Source organism: Caballeronia hypogeia, assembly GCF_001544875.2.
Classification (GTDB): domain Bacteria; phylum Pseudomonadota; class Gammaproteobacteria; order Burkholderiales; family Burkholderiaceae; genus Caballeronia; species Caballeronia hypogeia.
In genome coordinates, this window is sequence record NZ_FCOA02000004.1 from 1 (window position 1) to 19,845 (window position 19,845).

Annotated in this window: 13 protein-coding genes and 1 pseudogene; 9 read left to right on the forward strand and 5 right to left on the reverse strand. The window is 61.6% G+C overall.

What is annotated here, in order from left to right:
* Nucleotides 1-473 precede the first annotated feature (473 nt).
* Entirely contained in the window at nucleotides 474-866 is a 393-nt protein-coding gene (locus tag AWB79_RS41005) for a histone H1/H5 family protein (protein WP_082862302.1), read from the reverse strand.
* A 110-nt stretch (nucleotides 867-976) separates the two neighbouring features.
* Between AWB79_RS41005 and AWB79_RS08810 the strand changes: the two genes are divergently transcribed.
* From AWB79_RS08810 to AWB79_RS08825, 6 genes and pseudogenes are all read left to right on the forward strand, one after another.
* The gene (locus AWB79_RS08810; RefSeq protein WP_061167037.1) at nucleotides 977-1,813 is read left to right on the forward strand and encodes an NAD-dependent epimerase/dehydratase family protein; all 837 of its coding nucleotides are present in this window, start codon (nucleotides 977-979) and stop codon (nucleotides 1,811-1,813) included.
* A gap of 29 nt (nucleotides 1,814-1,842) precedes the next feature.
* Entirely contained in the window at nucleotides 1,843-3,138 is a 1,296-nt protein-coding gene (locus tag AWB79_RS08815; RefSeq protein WP_061167038.1) for an MFS transporter, read from the forward strand.
* A gap of 656 nt (nucleotides 3,139-3,794) precedes the next feature.
* Nucleotides 3,795-4,577, forward strand: a complete 783-nt coding sequence (locus AWB79_RS08820) for a maleate cis-trans isomerase family protein (RefSeq protein WP_061167039.1) — start codon at nucleotides 3,795-3,797, stop codon at nucleotides 4,575-4,577.
* 38 nt (nucleotides 4,578-4,615) lie between these two features.
* A complete protein-coding gene (locus AWB79_RS39395) occupies nucleotides 4,616-4,972 on the forward strand; it encodes an alpha/beta fold hydrolase (RefSeq protein WP_157695716.1) in 357 nt (118 codons plus the stop codon).
* Nucleotides 4,933-5,046 (forward strand): annotated as a pseudogene (locus AWB79_RS41010) (hypothetical protein); the annotation flags it as partial. The gene AWB79_RS39395 and the pseudogene AWB79_RS41010, both read left to right, overlap by 40 nt.
* Nucleotides 5,047-5,089: 43 nt before the next feature.
* The gene (locus tag AWB79_RS08825; RefSeq protein WP_157695717.1) at nucleotides 5,090-5,659 is read left to right on the forward strand and encodes an adenylate/guanylate cyclase domain-containing protein; all 570 of its coding nucleotides are present in this window, start codon (nucleotides 5,090-5,092) and stop codon (nucleotides 5,657-5,659) included.
* A 369-nt stretch (nucleotides 5,660-6,028) separates the two neighbouring features.
* Here AWB79_RS08825 and AWB79_RS08830 read toward each other — a convergent pair whose 3' ends face one another.
* Complete coding sequence (locus AWB79_RS08830) at nucleotides 6,029-7,213, reverse strand: GGDEF domain-containing protein (RefSeq protein ID WP_061167041.1); 1,185 nt, start codon at nucleotides 7,211-7,213, stop codon at nucleotides 6,029-6,031.
* Between the two features lie 642 nt (nucleotides 7,214-7,855).
* On the opposite strand from AWB79_RS08830, the gene AWB79_RS08835 reads away from it, so the two are divergent.
* Together AWB79_RS08835 and AWB79_RS08840 are read left to right on the forward strand one after the other, a co-directional pair.
* Nucleotides 7,856-8,983: a sensor histidine kinase gene (locus AWB79_RS08835; protein WP_061167337.1), complete on the forward strand. Its 1,128-nt coding sequence runs from the start codon at nucleotides 7,856-7,858 to the stop codon at nucleotides 8,981-8,983.
* Nucleotides 8,984-9,520: 537 nt separating this feature from the next.
* Nucleotides 9,521-10,822, forward strand: a complete 1,302-nt coding sequence (locus AWB79_RS08840) for a phenylacetate--CoA ligase family protein (RefSeq protein ID WP_061167042.1) — start codon at nucleotides 9,521-9,523, stop codon at nucleotides 10,820-10,822.
* A gap of 31 nt (nucleotides 10,823-10,853) precedes the next feature.
* On the opposite strand, the gene AWB79_RS08845 is transcribed toward AWB79_RS08840, so the two are convergent.
* Nucleotides 10,854-11,714 carry an alpha/beta fold hydrolase gene (locus tag AWB79_RS08845; protein ID WP_061167043.1) on the reverse strand — a complete coding sequence of 287 codons (861 nt, stop codon included), beginning with the start codon at nucleotides 11,712-11,714 and terminating at the stop codon, nucleotides 10,854-10,856.
* A 470-nt stretch (nucleotides 11,715-12,184) separates the two neighbouring features.
* Between AWB79_RS08845 and AWB79_RS08855 the strand changes: the two genes are divergently transcribed.
* Nucleotides 12,185-18,172, forward strand: a complete 5,988-nt coding sequence (locus AWB79_RS08855; RefSeq protein WP_157695719.1) for a hypothetical protein — start codon at nucleotides 12,185-12,187, stop codon at nucleotides 18,170-18,172.
* A 237-nt stretch (nucleotides 18,173-18,409) separates the two neighbouring features.
* Here AWB79_RS08855 and AWB79_RS08860 read toward each other — a convergent pair whose 3' ends face one another.
* The gene (locus AWB79_RS08860) at nucleotides 18,410-18,598 is read right to left on the reverse strand and encodes a 2-thiouracil desulfurase family protein (RefSeq protein ID WP_061167046.1); all 189 of its coding nucleotides are present in this window, start codon (nucleotides 18,596-18,598) and stop codon (nucleotides 18,410-18,412) included.
* Between the two features lie 177 nt (nucleotides 18,599-18,775).
* The gene (locus tag AWB79_RS08865) at nucleotides 18,776-19,819 is read right to left on the reverse strand and encodes a tellurite resistance/C4-dicarboxylate transporter family protein (RefSeq protein ID WP_063963462.1); all 1,044 of its coding nucleotides are present in this window, start codon (nucleotides 19,817-19,819) and stop codon (nucleotides 18,776-18,778) included.
* Nucleotides 19,820-19,845 lie beyond the last annotated feature (26 nt).

Here is a 19,845-nt window from a genome sequence, read left to right on the forward strand (position 1 = left end):
GCTGTTGATACTGAGTTCTTTCGTGCATCGCAACACCTTATACGAAACAGGTGTTGCACTTCAGATTTGAGGCCGCCGAGCCTTATAATCCGTCGAAGGTATCTCACCCATCAGCGAGCGCTTAAAGCAAGGCCATGGCTTGCTTGACGGACTCTGGTGATTGTGCGCGACTACTCGTAGGGCATAGAAAAACGGATGTTCCCATCGAGGACAGTGCGATAAAAATAATGCGCAGAATGAAACCGCAGCTTGTCCCGTTTTCCATGATGTCGCGCTCCAATTGGCGTTGCGGATCGCGTGGGGCGGAGACCTGCCCATGACGGGCAGGAATGTCGTCCTCTCATACGCGAATGGCCGTTGTGCCTTTGCTAGCGGCCAGTGACATTGCGCCGAATTGACGGGCCGTTGTAGGTCGATCGTCGGCCCATGTGCCACCGCGCAATCTAGCGGATCGCGCTCGCGCATTCGCACCGTCAGCGACGCGAGGAACGCCGCCACGCAATGGTCCAGAAGGACCGCACCGCTCTCGCGTTCGTTCGATACCAATAATTTCGTCCGCTTCGCTGATCATGTTTGACGAGACTTGGCGGTGTCGTGCCGGACACAAACCCCACGCCAATGCAAACGACGAGCAACGCAAGAAGCGACTGCAGCCATCCCCGTTTTTTGGGGCTTTTCAGAATCCCCCGCTCTTGCCCACGCGATATTCGGTGACTGAAAGCGTCGTTAAGCTGTCTGTAATACACATAAGACATCGTATGAGAGATGGCTGTTTTGGAAAACCTTTTCCTATCTCTCTTTGCTGCGATGCACCCCTTTAATAAAGGGTTAACACTTGGTTGAGGTCCACCAAGGAGTCGTGAGATAGTACGTCATCGTACAACGTTTAACTGATTGCGCGTACGCCGATACCAGCGGCGCTGTTGGCCCACATCGCCCGCTAGCCCGCTCCCGTGCAAGCTCGAAAGGAAATCCTATGAAGAAGATCGCCCTCAGCGGCGCCGGTGGCCAACTCGGTTCGGTCGTCCGCGCTGCGTTCGTCGCGCGTGGTACGCCGCTGCGTTCGGCCGCAGGCTCGAAGGCGCTGACGCCTCTCATCGAAGGCGAGGATGTGATGCACGGCGATCTGCGCGATCCTGCAGTAGTGGATCGTCTGCTCGCAGGCGTCGATGTGTTGATCCACTTCGCCGGGACGAGCGTCGAGCGTCCGCTGCCCGAGATCATCGAAAACAACTTGCGCGGCCTGGTCGAAGTGTACGAAGGCGCGCGCCGGCAAGGCGTGAAGCGCATCATATTTGCGAGCTCGAATCATGCGATCGGCATGTATCCCGTCACCGAGCGTCTCGAACTCGACTGCGAACTGCGCCCGGACGGCTTCTATGGGTTGAGCAAGGTTTGGGGTGAGGCGCTGGCAAGAATGTATTGGGACAAGCACGGCATCGAGAGCATTTGCGTACGCATCGGCAGTTGTCTCGAGCGGCCCACCGAGCCGCGGCATCTCAGCACCTGGTTCGGTCATCGCGATCTGATGCATTTCCTCGATCGCTGCATCGAGGCGGATGACGTGGGCTTCCTGACCGTCTGGGGCGTTTCGGCCAACGCACGCAGCTGGTGGGACAACAGCGGCGCCGCGCGTCTGGGTTATCAGCCGACACAAAACGCCGAGGACTACGCCGAGGAAATCCTCGCGGGTCCGAATCCGCTCGACGCGCTGGGTCAGCGTTTCCAGGGCGGCGGCTTTGTCGGCATCGATTATTCGCGCGACGATGCCGGCGCGGACGACCGGGCCGCCTCGGCGGCGAAGCGGGCCTGAACAGTAGTGGACTTACGAGGAGACGTAGCATGAAAATCAAAGGCATCCGCTGGTGGATGGTCAGCCTGGTCGCAGCCGGCCTCATCATCAACTATCTGGCGCGAAACACGCTGTCCGTGGCCGCGCCGAGCCTGATGAAGGATCTCGGCATCACGACGGAGCAGTACGCGCACGTCGTCGTGGCGTGGCAGCTCTGCTATGCGTTCATGCAGCCGGTGGCCGGCTACCTGCTCGACACCGTCGGCACCAAGATCGGATTCGTGGCGTTCGCGCTCGCATGGTCGCTCGCATGCGCAGCCGCGGCGTGGTCGACGGGCTGGCGCAGCCTCGCTTTCTTCCGCGGCCTGCTCGGCGTGGCGGAGGCGGCGGGCATTCCGGCCGGCGTGAAGGCGACGAGCGAATGGTTCCCGGCGAAGGAGCGCTCGGTCGCAATCGGCTGGTTCAACATCGGCTCGTCGATCGGCGCGCTGCTGGCCCCGCCGCTCGTCGTGTGGGCGCTGATGCACGGAGAGTGGCAACTGGCGTTCGTGCTGGTCGGCGCGGCAGGCATCGTGTGGTGCGTGCTGTGGATGGCGCTTTACAAGCATCCGCGCAAGCAGAAACTGCTGGGCGACGCGGAGCGCGATTACATCCTGAGCGGGCAAGAGGCCATGCACAGTGACGCAAGCGCCGCCACCAGGCGCAGTTGGTTCGCGATGCTGGGCAGCCGTGATTTCTGGGCGATCGGCATTCCGCGCATTCTCTCGGAACCGGCCTGGCAGACCTTCAACGCGTGGATTCCGCTCTACATGATGACCGAGCGGCACATGAACCTGAAGGAAGTGGCGATGTTCGCCTGGATGCCATTCCTCGCCGCGGATATTGGCTGCGTGCTCGGCGGTTATCTCAGCCCGCTGTTCCACAAGTACGCGAAGGTCTCGTTGTTCACGTCGCGCAAGATGGTGTTCGTGGTCGGCGCACTTTGCATGATCGGACCGGCATGTGTCGGTCTGGTCGCAAGCCCCTATGCGGCGATTGCATTGCTCTGCGTCGGAGGCTTCGCTCACCAGACGTTGTCGGGTGCGCTTTACGCGATTACCTCCGACATGTTCGGCAAGAACGAAGTCGCGACGGCAACCGGGATGGGCGGCATGGCGGGCTATCTCGGCGCAGCGGCGTTCACGGCGCTCTTTGGTGTGCTCGTGACCCAGGTCGGCTATAGCCCGCTGTTCGTGGTGCTGGCTGTATTCGATATCATCGCGGCCGGCGTGGTGTGCCTGCTGGCGAAGAGCGCGGACCGAACGCCCGAGCTTAATTGGGCGGGCGCCGACGCAGCGGCCAAGTAAGATTGCGGGTGAAGTGCCACGGGTTTCGTCCACGAAGGCGTGGCACTTGAAAGTGAATGGCGACGCCAGCGTAGGCAAACGCACTCGGCTCATTCGGAGCCGGCGAAGCCAGAACGGAAGGCGAAACACAGCCGCCTGAGAACAACCGAATCTCGAACGACGGTACTGACCGACGTCGTTCGCCAGCATCGGCGCATCGCGAACGGCTGCCTAGGGCGGCTTTGACATAAGCAAGAGCCTCGCCGATCGGGACTTGGCTAGCAACCATCGAAATATTCGATCCTTCAGCGTGACACCCCCCGCAAGACTTCGCGACGCCTGCAACGCCGAATTGATGGCCTACGCGGGCTGTCCCGCGCGCGCCCCTTTGCGTTTCCATTTTTCTCGCCGGATTTGCAATCGAGAATGGGGAAAGCGCAACCATTCGTGCGTTATTTAAGGCGGTGGAGAAATCGCGTCACCCTGCATCGTTTCAAGCGCACCGGAGCGCGGCCGTCTTGCTTCAGCGTATCCATGAGGGCGATGAAGTAGTCAGGCTTTCGAAGTTGGATCAGGACACGCAATCCGTCCCGGATGGCCTATCTTTATTGAGGACAAGCCTGCAAAGCCGCCTGTGAGATTTACAGGAAGCGATTCTGGGACGGAGGATAAGACCTATGTGGCAGCCTGATGGTTGGGGTGGAACGCGGATTGGCGTTCTTACGCCGCACGCCGACGTAAATCCAGAGTCCGAATTTAACGCGATGGCGCCGGCAGGGATCTCGATTCACGCCGCGCGCGTACCCTTGACGGTGTATAAGCCTGGCGGGGTTATGGAGCGGACTATTGCCGATGATCCTGTACGCGCGTTCGCCGATCCACCCTTTGTCGACGATGCTGCCGAGCTGCTCGCATCAGCGCCTCTTCACGCAATCGTCTACGCGTTCACTAGTAGTAGCTACGTCCGCGGCCGCGCCGATGACGTCAACCTGAAACAACGTCTCGAGACCCGCACACGAGGCATTCCAGTGGTTATTTCGAGTGCAGCCGCGGTCGCGGCGCTGAAAGTCCTTAATGCGACGAAGCTCGCATTGGTCAGCCCACCATGGTTCTCGGCAGAAATGGACCAGCAGGGTGCCCGGTACTTTCAGGTTTCCGGATTCGACGTAGTGCACAATGAGCCTGCAGCGCTGTTATCTGATCAGCAGGCGATTCAACCCAGCGATCTATTCGAATGGGTCCGCACCCATACGCCCACGAGCGCCCAAGCTGTCTTTATCGGCGGCAACGGATTCCGCGCTGTCGGGATTATCAAGGCCCTCGAGGAAGCTCTCGGAATACCCATTCTTACCGCGAACCAGGTCTCGCTCTGGCAAGCCCTGTTGCTCTCTGGGTCGCAGGTGTCGGTCACCAACTATGGTCAGATATTCAATCATAGATCCCCGGTTGGAGCCGCGTAGCCGGAATCCCGCGCCAGACTGTGAGAGGCGCAGGGAGCATGGAAACCGTGCTCAGGCGCGGAAAAATTATGCAGGCCACAACGTACGTGAAGTCTGACGGCGTATCGATTGCCTATCGAATTTCGGGCGAGACTGGGCCGACATTACTCCACATTCCGGGCGCCATCTCGAATCTTGCCCTCGAGCAGACGATTCCGAACCGCGTTCGTTACATAGAGCAGATGTCGCGGTTCTGTCGTCCGGCCCGGTTCGACAAGCGCGGAACCGGTCTTTCCGACCGGAGTGCCTCGCCGCCGACGTTTGCTCAGCAGGTGCCGAACGACTGGCGCTCCTGGGGCTTTCGCAAGGCGCCGCCGTGGCGATCCTTTACACGTTGGAGTTTCCGGAGCGCGTGACTCATCTCATTTTGGTCGATGGTGTCTGTTGCGGCGCATGCGATCCGTATCTTCCGATGACCGACACCAACAAGCTTGAGCATTGGCAGCAGTTTTTTGGGCTGATGCAGGAAGACTTTGAAGCGTTCACTCTCGGGTTTGCGTCAGATCTGCGACCAGATGGTCGCCGCTTTCGAGGAGTTCCTCACTGGCGGTATTCACCACACCGCAGAACGGCGTTTCGCGACGCTTTGGTTCACAGACATCGTGAATCCGACCGAGCAGCAGCGCGCACGTGGGGATCGGGAGTGGCGCGCCACGCTGGAAGCGTACGAGGCGACGACGCGTCGGCTAGTGGGCCAGTTTGGAGGGCATGTAGTCGCCGACGAGGGAGATGGTGTGATGGCCGAGTTCCCGGCTGCGGGCGAATCGCTTCGAGCGGCTCGCCTGATTGTCGCTGCGGCTCGCGAGCAAAATATTTCTATCCGCGCAGGTCTACATGCAGGCGAACTCTACGAAGCCGGCGGCGAGCGGTTTGGAATCTGTATCAGCATAGCCGCGCGAGTAGCGGCGCAAGCAGGCGCCAATGAGGTGCTCGCCACCGAACTCGTTGAGGGCCTCGTGGAGGGATCCGATCTTTCTTTTGCGCCGCGCGGGGAATTCGACCTCAAGGGTGTAGGGATGCGGAGGCTCGCACAACTGGTCTAGGGGTGTTGGAGACTCGTCTCGCGCGGAAAAGAAGTAGACGGTGACAAATCCACGCTCTGGCGCACGCGCGTTTTCCGGCCATCATGCGCCGCGGTCAGCGACTAAGTATCATTCGTCGGCTGCGCCTCAGACGTCCAAGGTCAGCTTCGCACTCGACAACCGCCAGTCGGTTTGGATGAGGTCGAGAGGCGGCTCAGGGTCGAACTCGCCTATTCGCATTGAGGGTGGCTGGCGTTCAACGCGGCGGCGATATGAATGGCCGGTTTCCTTCGTTCAACAGCCGTCCGAGCGCGGATCGATGAACATCGGTAAAGGCAGATAAGGGCGTTGGTCGCACTCGTGCAGCCCAGCAGTGAACAAACGTCAATGCTAGGAGAAGCTTGCAACCGCTGACGCGATAGCCATTTCCTCCGCCGGCGAGACGCGGTTGCGTCCGCCGTGTTTCGCGCGGTAGAGCGCACCATCCGCACGCCGCACCAGTTCCTTAATGCTCGCCGCCTCCCCCTGCAGACTAGCCACGCCAATGCTGCATGTGTAGTCGGGTAGTTCGGTGTTTGTTTGCGAAGAGACCTGCAATCGGACAGAATCGGCCAGTACCAATGCATCGTGCAGGACGTAGCCCGGAAGCAGGGCGGCGAATTCTTCTCCGCCCCAACGAGCCAGTTGCGCCCCGTGTGGAAGGACGGCAGCGGCACGGGTTGCAAAGTCGACAAGTACATCATCCCCAATGGAATGACCATACGTGTCGTTAACATGCTTGAAGTGGTCGATGTCGATCAACAAGAGCGAGAGAAACCCACCTTTGCGCGATGCAATCTGCAGGGCATCGGCATGCTCTCGGACAAACGCACGACGATTTAGCAAACCGGTTAGCGGATCGACGAGCGACTGCTTTTCAAACTCGATCCGCAGGCGATTCATCGCCACGAGCATGAATCCCACCGTTACGGCGAGTCCCATGAACGCGCCGCATCCTAGATAGATCTTCTGCATGAGATCGGTCGCAAGCAGTCCACCGGCCGATTTCGAGGCTTGAAGCGACGTCCATATGCGCATGACTGTCACAATCGTCTGAATCAGAAACATCGCGCCGACAAATAGCGCGTGCTTGTCCTTGCGCCCAAACCCGAGCATGACATGTGCATGACGACCGTATAGATAGGCGAGTATGACGTTCGAACAAAGTGATCGGCCGGCACCCGTCGGATATATCCACGTCATGATTGCGAGCCCTGACGCGTCGATGACGAGCAGCAAAGCAATAAGACGCCACGACGGGCGAAGGCCGTAGAAGCGCTGGCTTCCGGCCAGCCATATTCCGATGCCACCGATGAGGAAGACGTTGCCTGCGATGATCGAAAGCCAGTCAGGTACGCTGCCACGCAGCGACAGCACGATGACCGCTAGAGACTCGAGTAGCGCGCCGAGTGCCCAAAGTCCGACGCCGCGAATATTGCGAGGAAAATTCCTCCTCATCGAGGACATCACGAGCGCTACCAGTCCGGGCATCACGGCCGACATTAAGAGGATGGTACGCAGATCGAACGCGGGCATGCGAATGTATCGAGGGGGCACGTTGTGCGTTAAACGGGGTTAGGTGCGCGGCACCGTTTCATCGCGCGGCGGCTAGTTTATCGGCATCGGCTCGTGAGAACTTGAGGGTGATGATGCGCTCGAGAGAGATTGAAACATGCAACGCCCGCTACGAAGCGGAATGCAAGCCCGGTGGTCACGGACGGGGGACGCTTCCGCGCAGCTTAAGGAGCAGCCGATTGCGTTGCCGCTCACACTGCCGATGACGCGGTTGAAAGCAACGGACGTGCTGGACTTTCTTTCTAAATCGATACTCACAACGTCTCTCTGTTAGCACGCAATTACCTCGGAGAGGTTCGGGAATTCGAACATTCGCTCGATCGCCCTCTGGCCTGCCGCTGGCCTTAAACGTCCGCGCTCTTCATTGCGCGGGAGGCATGCAGCGCCGCTCCCGGCCACCTTGAGACGTTCGATCGCGAAACTCGAACGACCGCTTTCGATTGGCACCACCCGGGAGTTTGTGGCATACCGCAGACAAATAGGCATTCACTTTTTCACTCCGGAGTAGGAGACTCCTTCGATTGAAAGCCGTGACCAATGTGCGCGTAACATAGATGCGCTGATTGCCCCGGCAGTAGCCCAATGACGTGTAGAGAGGCGGACATGCGGCTTGCAGACTTTATCTTGCAAGAAATGGAGGCGATTCTGGCGTCGTGGGAGGCATTCGCAACCACGCTCGGGCCGGCGTCGGCAGATATGGGCTCGGTGGAGTTACGCGAAGAGGCGGAGCAAATGTTGCTCGCCGTAGCCGCGGACTTGCGAACCCCGCAGACCAGAGAAGCCCAACGCAAAAAATCGTTAAACCAAGGCCCCACGCCGGTCGGGACATCCGAATCAGCCGCTCGAACGCACGGCTTTCTGCGGGCTCGGGCCGGTTTCACTGTCAACCAACTCGCCGCCGAATATCGCGCGTTGCGCGCCAGTGTGCTTCGTCTGTGGATGGAACAGTGCGCGCTGGAAGTGCCTGACCTCGACGACATGATTCGTTTCAATGAGGCGATCGATCAGGCGCTTGCCGAGTCGGTCACTTCGTTCAATTTACAGGTCGAGCAGAACCGCAATCTTCTGCTCGGGATGCTGGGGCACGATATGCGCAGCCCCCTCCAGGCGATTCAGATGACTTCAACGTATCTGGCAGCACTGAATGCTGGTGAAAATGTGTCCAAGGCCGCCGGCCGCCTGATACGCAGTGGGGCTCGGATGCAGGCATTGCTTAATGATTTGACGGCATTCAATAGGACGAAACTAGGCTTGGGCATCAACGTTTCACCTTCGCAAGTCAATCTGGCGGACGTGGTTGCTGAGGAGTTGGACGAGTTGCGTGCTATTCATCCGGACAGACAGATTGAGTTGCAAGTGACTGGTGATCTGCAGGGAGTTTGGGACAGCCTGCGCCTGCAGCAATTGCTGGGGAATCTTGTGATCAACGCCATCAAGTACGGAGCGCAGGAGACACCTGTGCGCGTGATGGTGACGGGCGATGAAACTCATGTCCGGATTGACGTCCGCAACAACTGCAGCGCCGCCATCGAACCCACAACGCTCGCCCGCATCTTCGGCCCGCTGGAGCGAGGACAAGACCGTCAAACTCAAGACGAGAAGGCGGCCAGCCTCGGACTGGGTTTGTATATCGCAAGTGAGATCGCCAAGGCACACCACGGTGCCATCGAAACGCGGTCCGGTGAGACGGAGACCACCTTCTCCGTGTCACTCCCGCGTGCGAAACAGTAGCTCTGCGCTGACAGGCCGTCACAGCGAGAAGAGATGCTGCGCGGAAAGCCGCCATTCGACTGTCGAGTCGGAATGGTCCATTTGGGTCGCTTTGAATAGGTTTACATAGCGACCCCGTGCTGCCGTCCATCTCGGACGGAATGACGAGCGTTTCCCGCGGTGCAGGCTGCAGCGCGGGCGCTGAGGGCAGGGCAGGCTTCACGATGTGAGATTTTGCAGGCGGTGTTTTTGATCATTCTAATTTTCAAGTGCTTTCCGGCAAGGGCGAGAGTCCGTGGAGTTCTGCGCGGGAAGAGCAAATTGCGCGCTGCGTACCGCGACGTTCAGGCGTTAGACTGGCGACCTACGACAGACCTTCCGCCGTAACCGCGAAGCTGCAATTTCGGCTACGAGAGAAAAGGCCATACCGAGGACGGAAGGCTCCGTCTGCAAGATACATTTCGCTAAGAAAGGGTGCACGAATTGAAAGCTATGCCCGACGCTCTGCTTCCCCATTCACCCCGTAGTTCAGTGGCAGATATCGAATGGCCACCGGTTTTGACACGCGACGCCGCATCGCTCTTCGCGCTGCTGACCGAACTCGGCCGCACGCCTTCGCTGAATGACGATGAATTTGCCGCCGCGCAAGGGCGGCAATTACAGGCGCTCGCGCGTCATGCCAGCCAGCACTCGGGCTATTTTCTTGAGCGATTGAGGCGTTGCGGTCTGAAGGCCGACGATCTGTGCCACCTCGACTCGCTCCGCGCGCTGCCGGTCATGACGCGACAGGAGGTGCAGTCGAACGGCGCAACGCTGGCCTGCACGCTGGTGCCCGAATCGCACGGTCCGGTGCACGAGACCGGCACGTCGGGATCGCTCGGGCAGCCTGTTATCGTCAAGCGAACGGGCATCACGCAACTATTCTGGAATGCGTTCACGGTACGGGAACATCGCTGGCAGGAACGCGATATCAGCGCGCGTTTTGCGGCGATCCGCGCGGATTTGCCGTCCGAAGGCGTGAGGGTCGAGGACTGGGGCGCGCCGCTCAATCTGCTCTATCGCACCGGACCGGGGTTCGCCATGGCCAGTAACCGTTCCGTCGACGATCAGATCGCCTGGCTCGAGAGCATCGAGCCGCGCTACCTGCTGACGTACCCGACCAATCTGTCGGAACTACTGGACCGATGGGAAGCGCGCGGCCGCGGACTCGATAGTCTCGAGCAGATACGCACGATCGGCGAGACGGTGACCGATGCCTTGCGTGAGCGCGTACGCGCGGTGCTCGGCGTGCCGGTCGCAGATACGTATAGTTCGCAGGAGTTCGGGACCATCGCCATTCAGGCGGCATCGGATGAGCTTTATCACGTGATGGCGGAGAACTACATCGTCGAAGTTCTCGATGACGCGGGCGAACCCTGCGCGCAAGGCCAGACCGGCCGCGTGATCGTCACGGACCTGCACAACTACGCGATGCCGCTCGTGCGTTATGAAACGGGCGACTACGCGCAACCCGGCGCAGCGGGCCGCGGGCCGCGCGGCCTGCCTACGCTCAGTCGCATCATGGGACGCAAGCGCAACATGATCGTGATTGACGGCTCGCGTCGCTGGCCGAGCCTCAACGCGCACCGATATCGCGAAGTGGCCGCGATCGAACAGTATCAGATCGTGCAGACCACCCCGGAGACGATCGAGGTGCGGCTTGTGTGCGCGCCGCTAACGCGTGCACAGGAACACGAACTCGGAGACATCATTCTTGAAGCGCTGGAGCATCCGTTCCAGTTGACGTTCAGCTACTACGCGCAGCGCATCCCGCTCGGCCGCACCGGCAAGTTCGAGGAGTTCATGAGCCTCGTCGCATGATGCGCGAGGCCACGGCAATGACGCTGCCTCGTCAGCGCGGCAACAGCGGCGCGATCAGCGCAGGCCAGCGCTGCACCCAGCAGCAGGTGTGATCGAAGCCGTCAATCTCGATCGTGCGCACCGGCGCGGAGGCCGGAAAATGCGCGGCGAACGCACGCGCAATCGAAGGCGGCACTACTGTGTCGTCGGAGCCGACGAAATGAACCTGAGGCACCGCCTTCAGCGAAGCGGCGAAATTGGCGGGATCGAGCGATTCATTCAATGGCCGCAAACGCTGGATTCGCGTCCACGCAGCAATGTCCGTGTTCGCGGCAACGGTGACGAGCAATGCGACATCATGACGGCGCGCGGCGACGAGCGCCGCAAGCGCACCGCCGCCCGAATAGCCCACCAGCACGACTTGCGACGCGCCGGTGCGGCGCTCGATCATGTCGACGGCATGGTCCATGTCCTCCACCACTTCCGGCGCATAACGCGCGTTGGTCCAGTAGCGCTGATCGCAGGGCTGCCCGGTCTGCGGGCGGAACTGGCAGGGCCGCGCCACATAGGCGACTGTGCCGCCCGGATGCGCGAGCGCGAGTTCGAGCGCGACCGGATGGATCGGCGTCGGATCGTCGGACGGGGTATCCGGCGACTGCCATGCAACGCCATCGCCTTCGAAGTAAACCGCGACGATCTTCGTTGGCCGCGGCGGGCCCGCCGGCTGGAAGCCGGATAACGTAAAGCGACGCCCGGGAAAGTCGACGGCGTCCCAGCCAGCCCGTCCGGCGAGTGCGCGAGCGTTATCAAGGCGCGTCTGCGGGGACGGCGCAGCGCAGCCGGCAATGAACATGGCGACACTCAGGAAGACGAGTGAGACGCTCAGCCGGACGAGCATTTCATTCGGTCGCATCAACGGCGCGAATAGAAGCAAAACAACCGTTCAAATCGGAGCATGGGCGTGCACGCATGTGCGATTAAATACTTACTATTGATTGGATTGCGGGAAAAAATTCCGGTTCAGCGTGGTAGCCAGTAAAGGCCGGAAATAAAATCTCGAAAGCACTAAAGAACATTGTAAGTGCACCGTTAATGAGCGGGACATGTCGACTCGTTGATTCCGACGCGTAGGGCGCTCATTGCGAGCGATAGTGCCACGAGAAGCCAGCGCGTCGTGTTTACAGAACGGAGAGGGACGAAGAAGACCTACAGCCAGACCAGAAATTGCCGTATCCCGCTTGAAACGAACGATCCGACGTGTAATCAGGGATCGCCGTAATCCATTCCCGTTGTTTCATCGCCCGAAGCCGTATCGCTCTCGACGCATGGCATAGCCGCGTCGCGACGTATCGTGCCCGCTCCGAAAGCAATTAAAAGCCTTCAATGAAAAAAGAATTTGATTTTCGCAGGAAAAATATCGCCATTCTCGTCTCGGTCGCGTGCCTGACGATGGCGTCGACTGCCGCCATGGCGGATTGCTCGTCGCCGGTGACGGGCAGCCAGAGTGGCACGTGTTCGGTCTCGAGCGCCGCCGACTTCGTGGTCGCCCAGGGAGCAAGCGTCACGACATCCGACGGCACACCCGCCGTCTCGGTCTCGCCGTCGACGACGGCTTCGAGCGTGACGAATAACGGCTCTCTCTCCAGCAATTCGGGCGACGGTATCGTCGTGAATGGGACTGTGACCGGCGCAGTAGGCAACGTGTATGCAGACTCCATCGGCGCCCCGATTCCCACGATTACCACCGGACTCGATGCCATTCATGTGAGCGGCGGCTCGGCTGGATGGGTCTCGAACGCCGGCACGATCGTGGCGGGCAACGGCATCTCGGCCTACAACGACGCGCCAGTGGGTAACGGCATCGCGCTGGACAACAGCGCCACGGTGAATGGCGGCATCTACAACTCCGGCAACATTACGGCTTCGGGCACGGGCATTTTGGTGAACGGCTCGACGACCGGCTCCATCGGCAACAACGGAACGCTGCAGAGCCAGACGGTCACCAGTACGTATGACAATGGTGAAGAAACCTACACGTACACAGGCCCGCAGGGCGACGGCATCACCGTGTCCAACGGCAGCCAGGTCAACGGCAGCGTGTCGAACTCCGGCACGATCAATACCATTGGCGGTACGGGCGTGACGATTGATGGCAGCACGGTAACCGGCGCGGTCTCGAACTCCGGTTCGATCACGACGGGCGCCAACGGCATCGCCGTGCAGAACGGCAGCCATATCGGCTCTGGCGTGTCCAATACCGGTTCGATCAGCGGGGAGTACGGAATCGAGGTATCGGACAGCACGATCACGGGTTCGGTAACCAATGGCGGTTCGATCAACGGATTTCAAGGCATCGATATTTCCGACAGCACCGTCACGGGATCGGTGAAGAATAGCGGCTCGATCGAAGGCAATTTCAGCGGCATCAATGTATCCGGCAGCACGATCACCGGATCGATCACCAATACCGGTTCGATCGACACCGGCTCCGGCATCATGCCCGCCATGATGATCGGCGGCGGCTCGGATGCGATCCACGTGCAAGGCAGCACCGTCACGGGCAGCATCACGAATTCGAACTCGCTGCAGGCCGCGGCGAGCGGCATCAGCGTGACGGGCAATTCGCAGGTCGGCTCGATCACCAACAGCCCGAACGCGACGATCACGTCCAACGGCGCGGCCATTCTCGTCGATCAATCGTCGGTGCGGACCAACGTAACGAACCAGGGCACGTTGACGACCGGGTATGGTCCGGGAATCGAACTGGCGAACGGCGCATCGGCCGCATCCGTGTCGAACAGCGGAACCATCAATAGCAACGACGCCGACGGCATCGGCCTCTACAACGCCAGTCATCTCAGCGGCAACCTCATCAATACGGGCTCGGTCTCGGTCGGCCAGAACGGCAGCGGCATCGACGTCGCCAATGGATCGAGCGTCGGCGGCAACCTCATCAACACCTCGTCGATCGCAATCAACACGATGTCGATCGACGGCGGCGAGGGCAATCAGGCGGGCATCAACGTGCAATCCGCGAGCTCGGTCACGGGCTCCATCTCCAACACGATCTCCGGTTCGATCATCGCGCAGGGCGGCACCGGCGTGCTGGTGACGAATTCGACGGTTGGCGCAGGCATCTCGAACAGCGGCCAAATCACGGCCGATAACGGCATCGTCCTGAACAATCTCGATGGCGGCGAAGGCTCGGGCAGCAAGGTGCTTGCAGGCGGGATCACGAACAGCGGCACGATCAGCGCGGCGTTCGATGGCATCGACGTGAACAACGGTTCGACGGTGGCGGGCGGCATCAGCAACACCGGCGCCATTTTCGCGGCCCAGCAGGATTCGTATTCCAGCGCCGGCATCGTCGTGCGCAACGGCTCGACGGTCAGTGGCGGCGTGAGCAACACCGGCATCATCGACGCCACGCTCGACGGCGGCGAAGGCAGCTCGGCGGGCATCGTGGTCGAATACGGCTCGACGGTGAACGGCGGCATCACGAACACGGGCACGATTACGGCCACGGGTCCGAACGCCAGCGGCGCGGCGATCGCGGTCGTCGACGGAGCGACGGTCAACGGCGGCATTCAGAACGGTGTGGGCGGCCGGCTCGACGGTTCGTATGCAGGCCTGCTGGTCGGGGGCGCGGCGGTCAACGGCGACGTGTCGAATCAGGGCATCGTCAACGGCGGCATGGCGTTCGAATCGGCTGCGGTGACCGGCAACATCAGCAACGCCTCGACCGGCACGATCACCGGCGCGGCTATCGGCGTCGATATCGAGGGCGCGTCCACGGTAAGCGGCAAGTTCGTCAACAACGGTTCGGTGACGGGTACGGCGACGGGCCTCCTGGTGGCCGACAGCGCGATCGGCGGCGTGACCAACACGGGCACGCTGACGGGCGGCACGAACGGCATCGCGCTGATCGACGCGAACGTGTCGGGCGACGTGACCAACAGCGGCACCATCAAGGGCACGACGGGCGACGCGCTGTCGGCGTTCGGTTCGACGCTCGCGGGCACGATCAAGAACAGCGGCGCAATCGTGTCGACCGACGCGCGCGGCATCGCGATCGACGGTGGCGAAGGCGGCGGTTCGGTCGGCGCGATCGCCAACCAGTCGAACGGCACGATCCAGGGCGCAACAGACGGCATCGCGCTGAGCAACGTGTCGCTGGCGCGCGGTCTCACCAACGCGGGCTCGATCGTCGGCTCGACGGGCGACGGCGTGCGCCTCGACGCCGCCACGATCTCCGCGGGCGGTATCAGCAACACCTCGACGGGCACGATATCCGGTGCGGCGACGGCCGTGCTGGTCGGCTTCGCCAGCAGCGTGACGGGCGACATCAACAACGCCGGTCATCTGAGCGGGGGCTATTCAGGACTCCAGCTCGATCCGGCGAGCACGGTTCACGGCAACGTCGTCAACAGCGGCGCGATCGGGGGCCAGCAGGGCGTCGTGATGTACGACTCGATCGTCACCGGCAATCTGACCAACAGCGGCACGATCACCGCGACGCAAGGCAACGCGATTCTCGCCGCCGGCGCGTCGATCGGCGGCCAGATCGCGAACAGCGGCACGATCAAGGCTACCGGCGGTTCGGGAATCTTGCTCGACGGCGGCGAAGGCTCGGCACACGTCGGCTCGATCGCCAACGCCGCGGGCGGCAAGATCATCGCAACCGGCGGCAGCGCGATCCGCGCAAGCAATACGACCGTGACGAACGGAATCGACAACGCGGGCACGCTCTCGGGCACCTATGGCATCTATCTGAACGACGTGTCGAATGGCGGCTCGCTGACCAACCACGCCGGCGGCACGATCACGGGCACGGGCGGTCTGGGCATCGCGATAAGCAATTCGAAGATCGGCGGCGGCATCGCCAATGCGGGCGACATCAGCGGCTCGACGCAAGGCGCGGGCGTTATCCTGGCGGGGTCGGCCGTGAACGGATCGCTCGTCAATTCCGGTTCCATCGACGGCGCGATGGGCGTCGTGCTGACGAGCGGCTCCAAAGTCGGCGGCAACCTCACAAACAGTGGCTCGATCAGCGGCGTGACGCTCGACGCTTCGACGGTGCAGGGCAACGTCCAGAACGCTGGCACGATCGGCGCGGCGGGACTCGTCTTGCAGCAGGGCGCGAAAATCGGCGGCTCGATCACCAACGGTGGCGCGATCGCCGGCGTTTCCATCGACGCTTCCACGGTGACGGGCTCGCTGCAGAACACCAGCAAGATCGATGGGCTCGTCTCGCTGACCAGCAAGTCGACGCTCGGTGGCAATCTGACCAATAGCGGCTCGATTGGCGGCGTGACGCTCAACGCATCCACGGTGCAGGACAATGTGCAGAACACCGGCGTCATCGGCGCGGCGGGACTCGTCTTGCAGCAGGGCGCGAAAATCGGCGGCTCGATCGCGAATGGCGGCGTAATCGCCGGCGTCTCCGTCGACGCATCCACGGTAGCGGGCACACTGCAGAACAGCGGCAGGATCGGCGGTCCTGTTTCTCTGACGAACGGCGCGAAGCTCGGCGGTCTCGTCAATAGCGGCACCATCGGCGACGCGGCGAACGCGGTCGGTATCAGTGTGGTCAATGCCACGCTCGGCGGCACGATCGATAACAGCGGCACGATCAGCGGCGCGACGGCGATAGACCTGTCGAAGGCGAACACGCCGGTGACGATCGACAACTCCGGATCGCTCGCGGGCGCCGTGCAACTGGGCGCGGGCACGCTGAACCTGAACGGCGCGTCGTCGCAGGTGGCGGGCGCGGTAACGGGCACGGCTTCGTCGACCATCAACGTGAATGGCAACTTCAGCACGGCGAACACGTTCGATGTCGGCGCAATCAACATCGCCTCGGGCGCGAGCCTGGTCGATCAACACGATCTGACGGCGAGCCGCGGCGTCACCAACACGGGCACGCTCGCGGTGCGCGCGGCGACGCCGGTGACGGTGCACGGCGACTACACGCAGGCTGCGGGCGGCACGTACGCCATGCAGGCGTCGAGCCCAAGCGCGTATAGCCGTCTCACCGTGAACGGCGCGGCGAATCTTGCGGCGAACACGAACATCGACGTCGATGTCTCGGGTACGTCGACGCTCGTTCCGAATGGCGTGCTGAAGGGCGTGATTGCGGCGGACTCGCTGAGTGCGTCGACCTTCAACGTGACCGACAACAGCGTGCTGTTCAACTTCAAGGGTGTCGTGGATGGCAACAACGTCGACCTGAACGTGATCAACGCGCAAACCGTCCTGCAGCAGACAAACGCGAACAGCAACTTCGCTGGCGGCGGCGCGGCGCGCACGTTCGACTATCTGCTCGCGAACGGCGCTTCGGGCGCGATGAATCAGGTCCTCGGCGCGCTGGGCAGCATGACGACGAGCCGTCAGGTTTCCGATGCGGTCAAACAGACCCTGCCGGTGCTGACAGGCGCGACCGCCGCGGGTGTGACGAGCACCATGAACGACGTGAGCCGTGTGGTGCAGGCGCGCCAGGAAGAGAGTCGCGGCCTGTCCGCGGGCGATGGATACGCGGCGGACCGGCATCTCTGGTTCAAGCCGTTTGGTTCCTGGGCGCATCAGGACGACGACAATGGCGCGGCGGGCTTTACCGCGACGACTGCCGGTGTGGTGGTGGGCGGCGACGGATCGGTGTCGGCGCGTGACCGTGTCGGCGGCGCGTTCGCTTACGCACACCTGAACCAGAACAGCAGCGACAGCGCCGCGCCGCAGTCCGCACGCACCGATTCGTATCAGGCAATCGTGTACGGAAGCCACAGCCTCGAACCGCGCACCGATATCAGCTGGCAGGCCGGCGCTGGCTACAACAGCACGAACGGCAGCCGCACGATCACGTTCACGGGCGGTAATGCGACTGCGGCAAGTAGCTATGGCGGCTGGAACGCGCATGTCGGTGCGGGTATCGGACATATCTTCGATCTCAGCTCGGCGGTCAGCCTGACGCCTTCGCTGCGCCTCGACTACACCACCGTCAAGAACAGTGCCTACACCGAAACCGGCGCTGGCGCGCTGGACCTGAACGTGGATAGCCAACGCGCACAGGAACTGGTGCTGGGCGGCGACGCCAAGCTGCTGTACTCGGTCTCGGAGACGTTCTCGTTGACGGCGAACGCGGGCCTTGGCTACGACGCGCTCGCGAAGAATGCGGTGATCGTCTCGTCCTTCACCGGCGGCGGCCCGGCTTTCGCCACCGAAGGTGTGAGCCCGTCGCATCTGGTTGCGCGAGGCGGCGCCGGTGTTGCGTATCACGGCGCCAAGGGCCTGGAAGTGGTCGGCCGCTACGATGTGCAGGCGCGCTCGAAGTTCACGAACCAGACCGTTTCGCTGAAGATTCGCAAGTCGTTCTGATGCTGCTGTCAGGCGCGGCACTTGCCTTGCCGCGCAACTTCATCCCGTCGCCGTGAAGCGTGGCGCGAGGACGATAAAACCCCATGTCCATTCGGATATTGGGGTTTTTGTTTTGCGGATTTCGAACTTGACAATCTGGTTGCCCGCTGAAACCTACGTTCGAATGTCGCTAACGCGCCGTAGCGCGGTCATCTTGAACTGGTAATTGCAGTTGTCCGGAAGCCTCGGTTTGGCGAATCATGACGATGCACTTTCGCACTTGGGAATGGTGCGCATCGGGAAGCCCGCCGTCACTTCCGGGCAAACGGTGACGAGGCGGCCTTCGACGCGCCATCGGTCCAGCCAGGCATCACGCGTGGATTTGGCTTTGTCGTTGTAGCGGACGGGCTGTCCCGCGAGACTGGCGCCGACCAGCATCTTCAGCATGAACGTGGCTATCCGTGCAGTGGCGCGCGGGGGATCGAGGATTGACTTGTAGCCTTGTTATCCGCGTGGGAAGCGTCGCCGAAAAAACTTGCCAGACAGAATTGTTTGCCATCGCGGCTTCAACCGGCGTTGAGCGAACCACCCTCAGATCACTGCCAGGCATCTGCGTAGAAGCCGTCATTTCCCCGTGACCGAGCGCAGCGCCGAGCGTAGCAGTCCGATCGACGCTAGCGCCCAAGCCACGAAGGCAACGAGTACGGCCACCCGAGCCACGTAGCCGAGAACGTGAAGCCCGGTGGCCTCCGCGTACAGATCGGTCGCGGCGGAGTACATGCCGAGTGGAAAGACGACAGACCATTCAGCCGCCGAATAGCGAACCGGCTCGGCAACGATCACGTGCTTCTCTATGTAAAGCGCAACAAGAAGAGGAATCCAGAACGTCGCCATGACCCAGCATGCGGTCGTCAGAATCCGCAGCACCACTCGGTCGTCGCCGGGCCAACCCGCCACGTCATGCGCCGCCAGAATGAGGTCGCTGCCCGCCAATGTGGTAATGGCCATCGCACCCATATTGATCCACCATGGCTCCGTCAGGTCGGCGGCCGTCATCGGCACGAAGCACCATCGATAGAAAATCAGCGTGATCAGGATCATGTACAGCACACCGCCGAGCAGCCACGCGCCGAGCGCGAGCAAATCGAGCAGTGGCGTAGCGTCGCCCTTCATCTGCGACACGGCGATCGCAAGAACGGCAATCGACTCGGTCGCGACGACCAGCAGCAGCCAGGTCCCGTTGAGCCCGGTATGCAGACCGGGCTTTCTTTGCCCAATCGTCATTCCGCTGAGAAACGCATAGGTAATCACGAGCCACATCGCGGCCGCGAGCCCGAGCAACCAGGGCACCGCGGGTTGCAGGACGCGATACGCCGATAGTTGACTGCCGAGCACGGCGGTCGCTGCGACGAGCGTGAGAAACCCCGGTCCCCGGCCGTGGTCGACGATGTCGGCATGCACCGCACGGGGATAGAGCAACAGACGGCATAGATTGATGGCAAGCAACGCAGGCCAGCTCACCACATTGATGCCGAGAAGAACCCACCCAATGATGTCGTAGCCCAGCAGGCGCGCGGCGATCGAGACGATGCCCGTCGCCATGACCATCGCGAAGGCTGTCGTTGGAAATACCTGCAGCCGGGACTCGCGCGGATTTACCGCCGGCATTTGCCGCTCCAGGTGAGACGCATGTC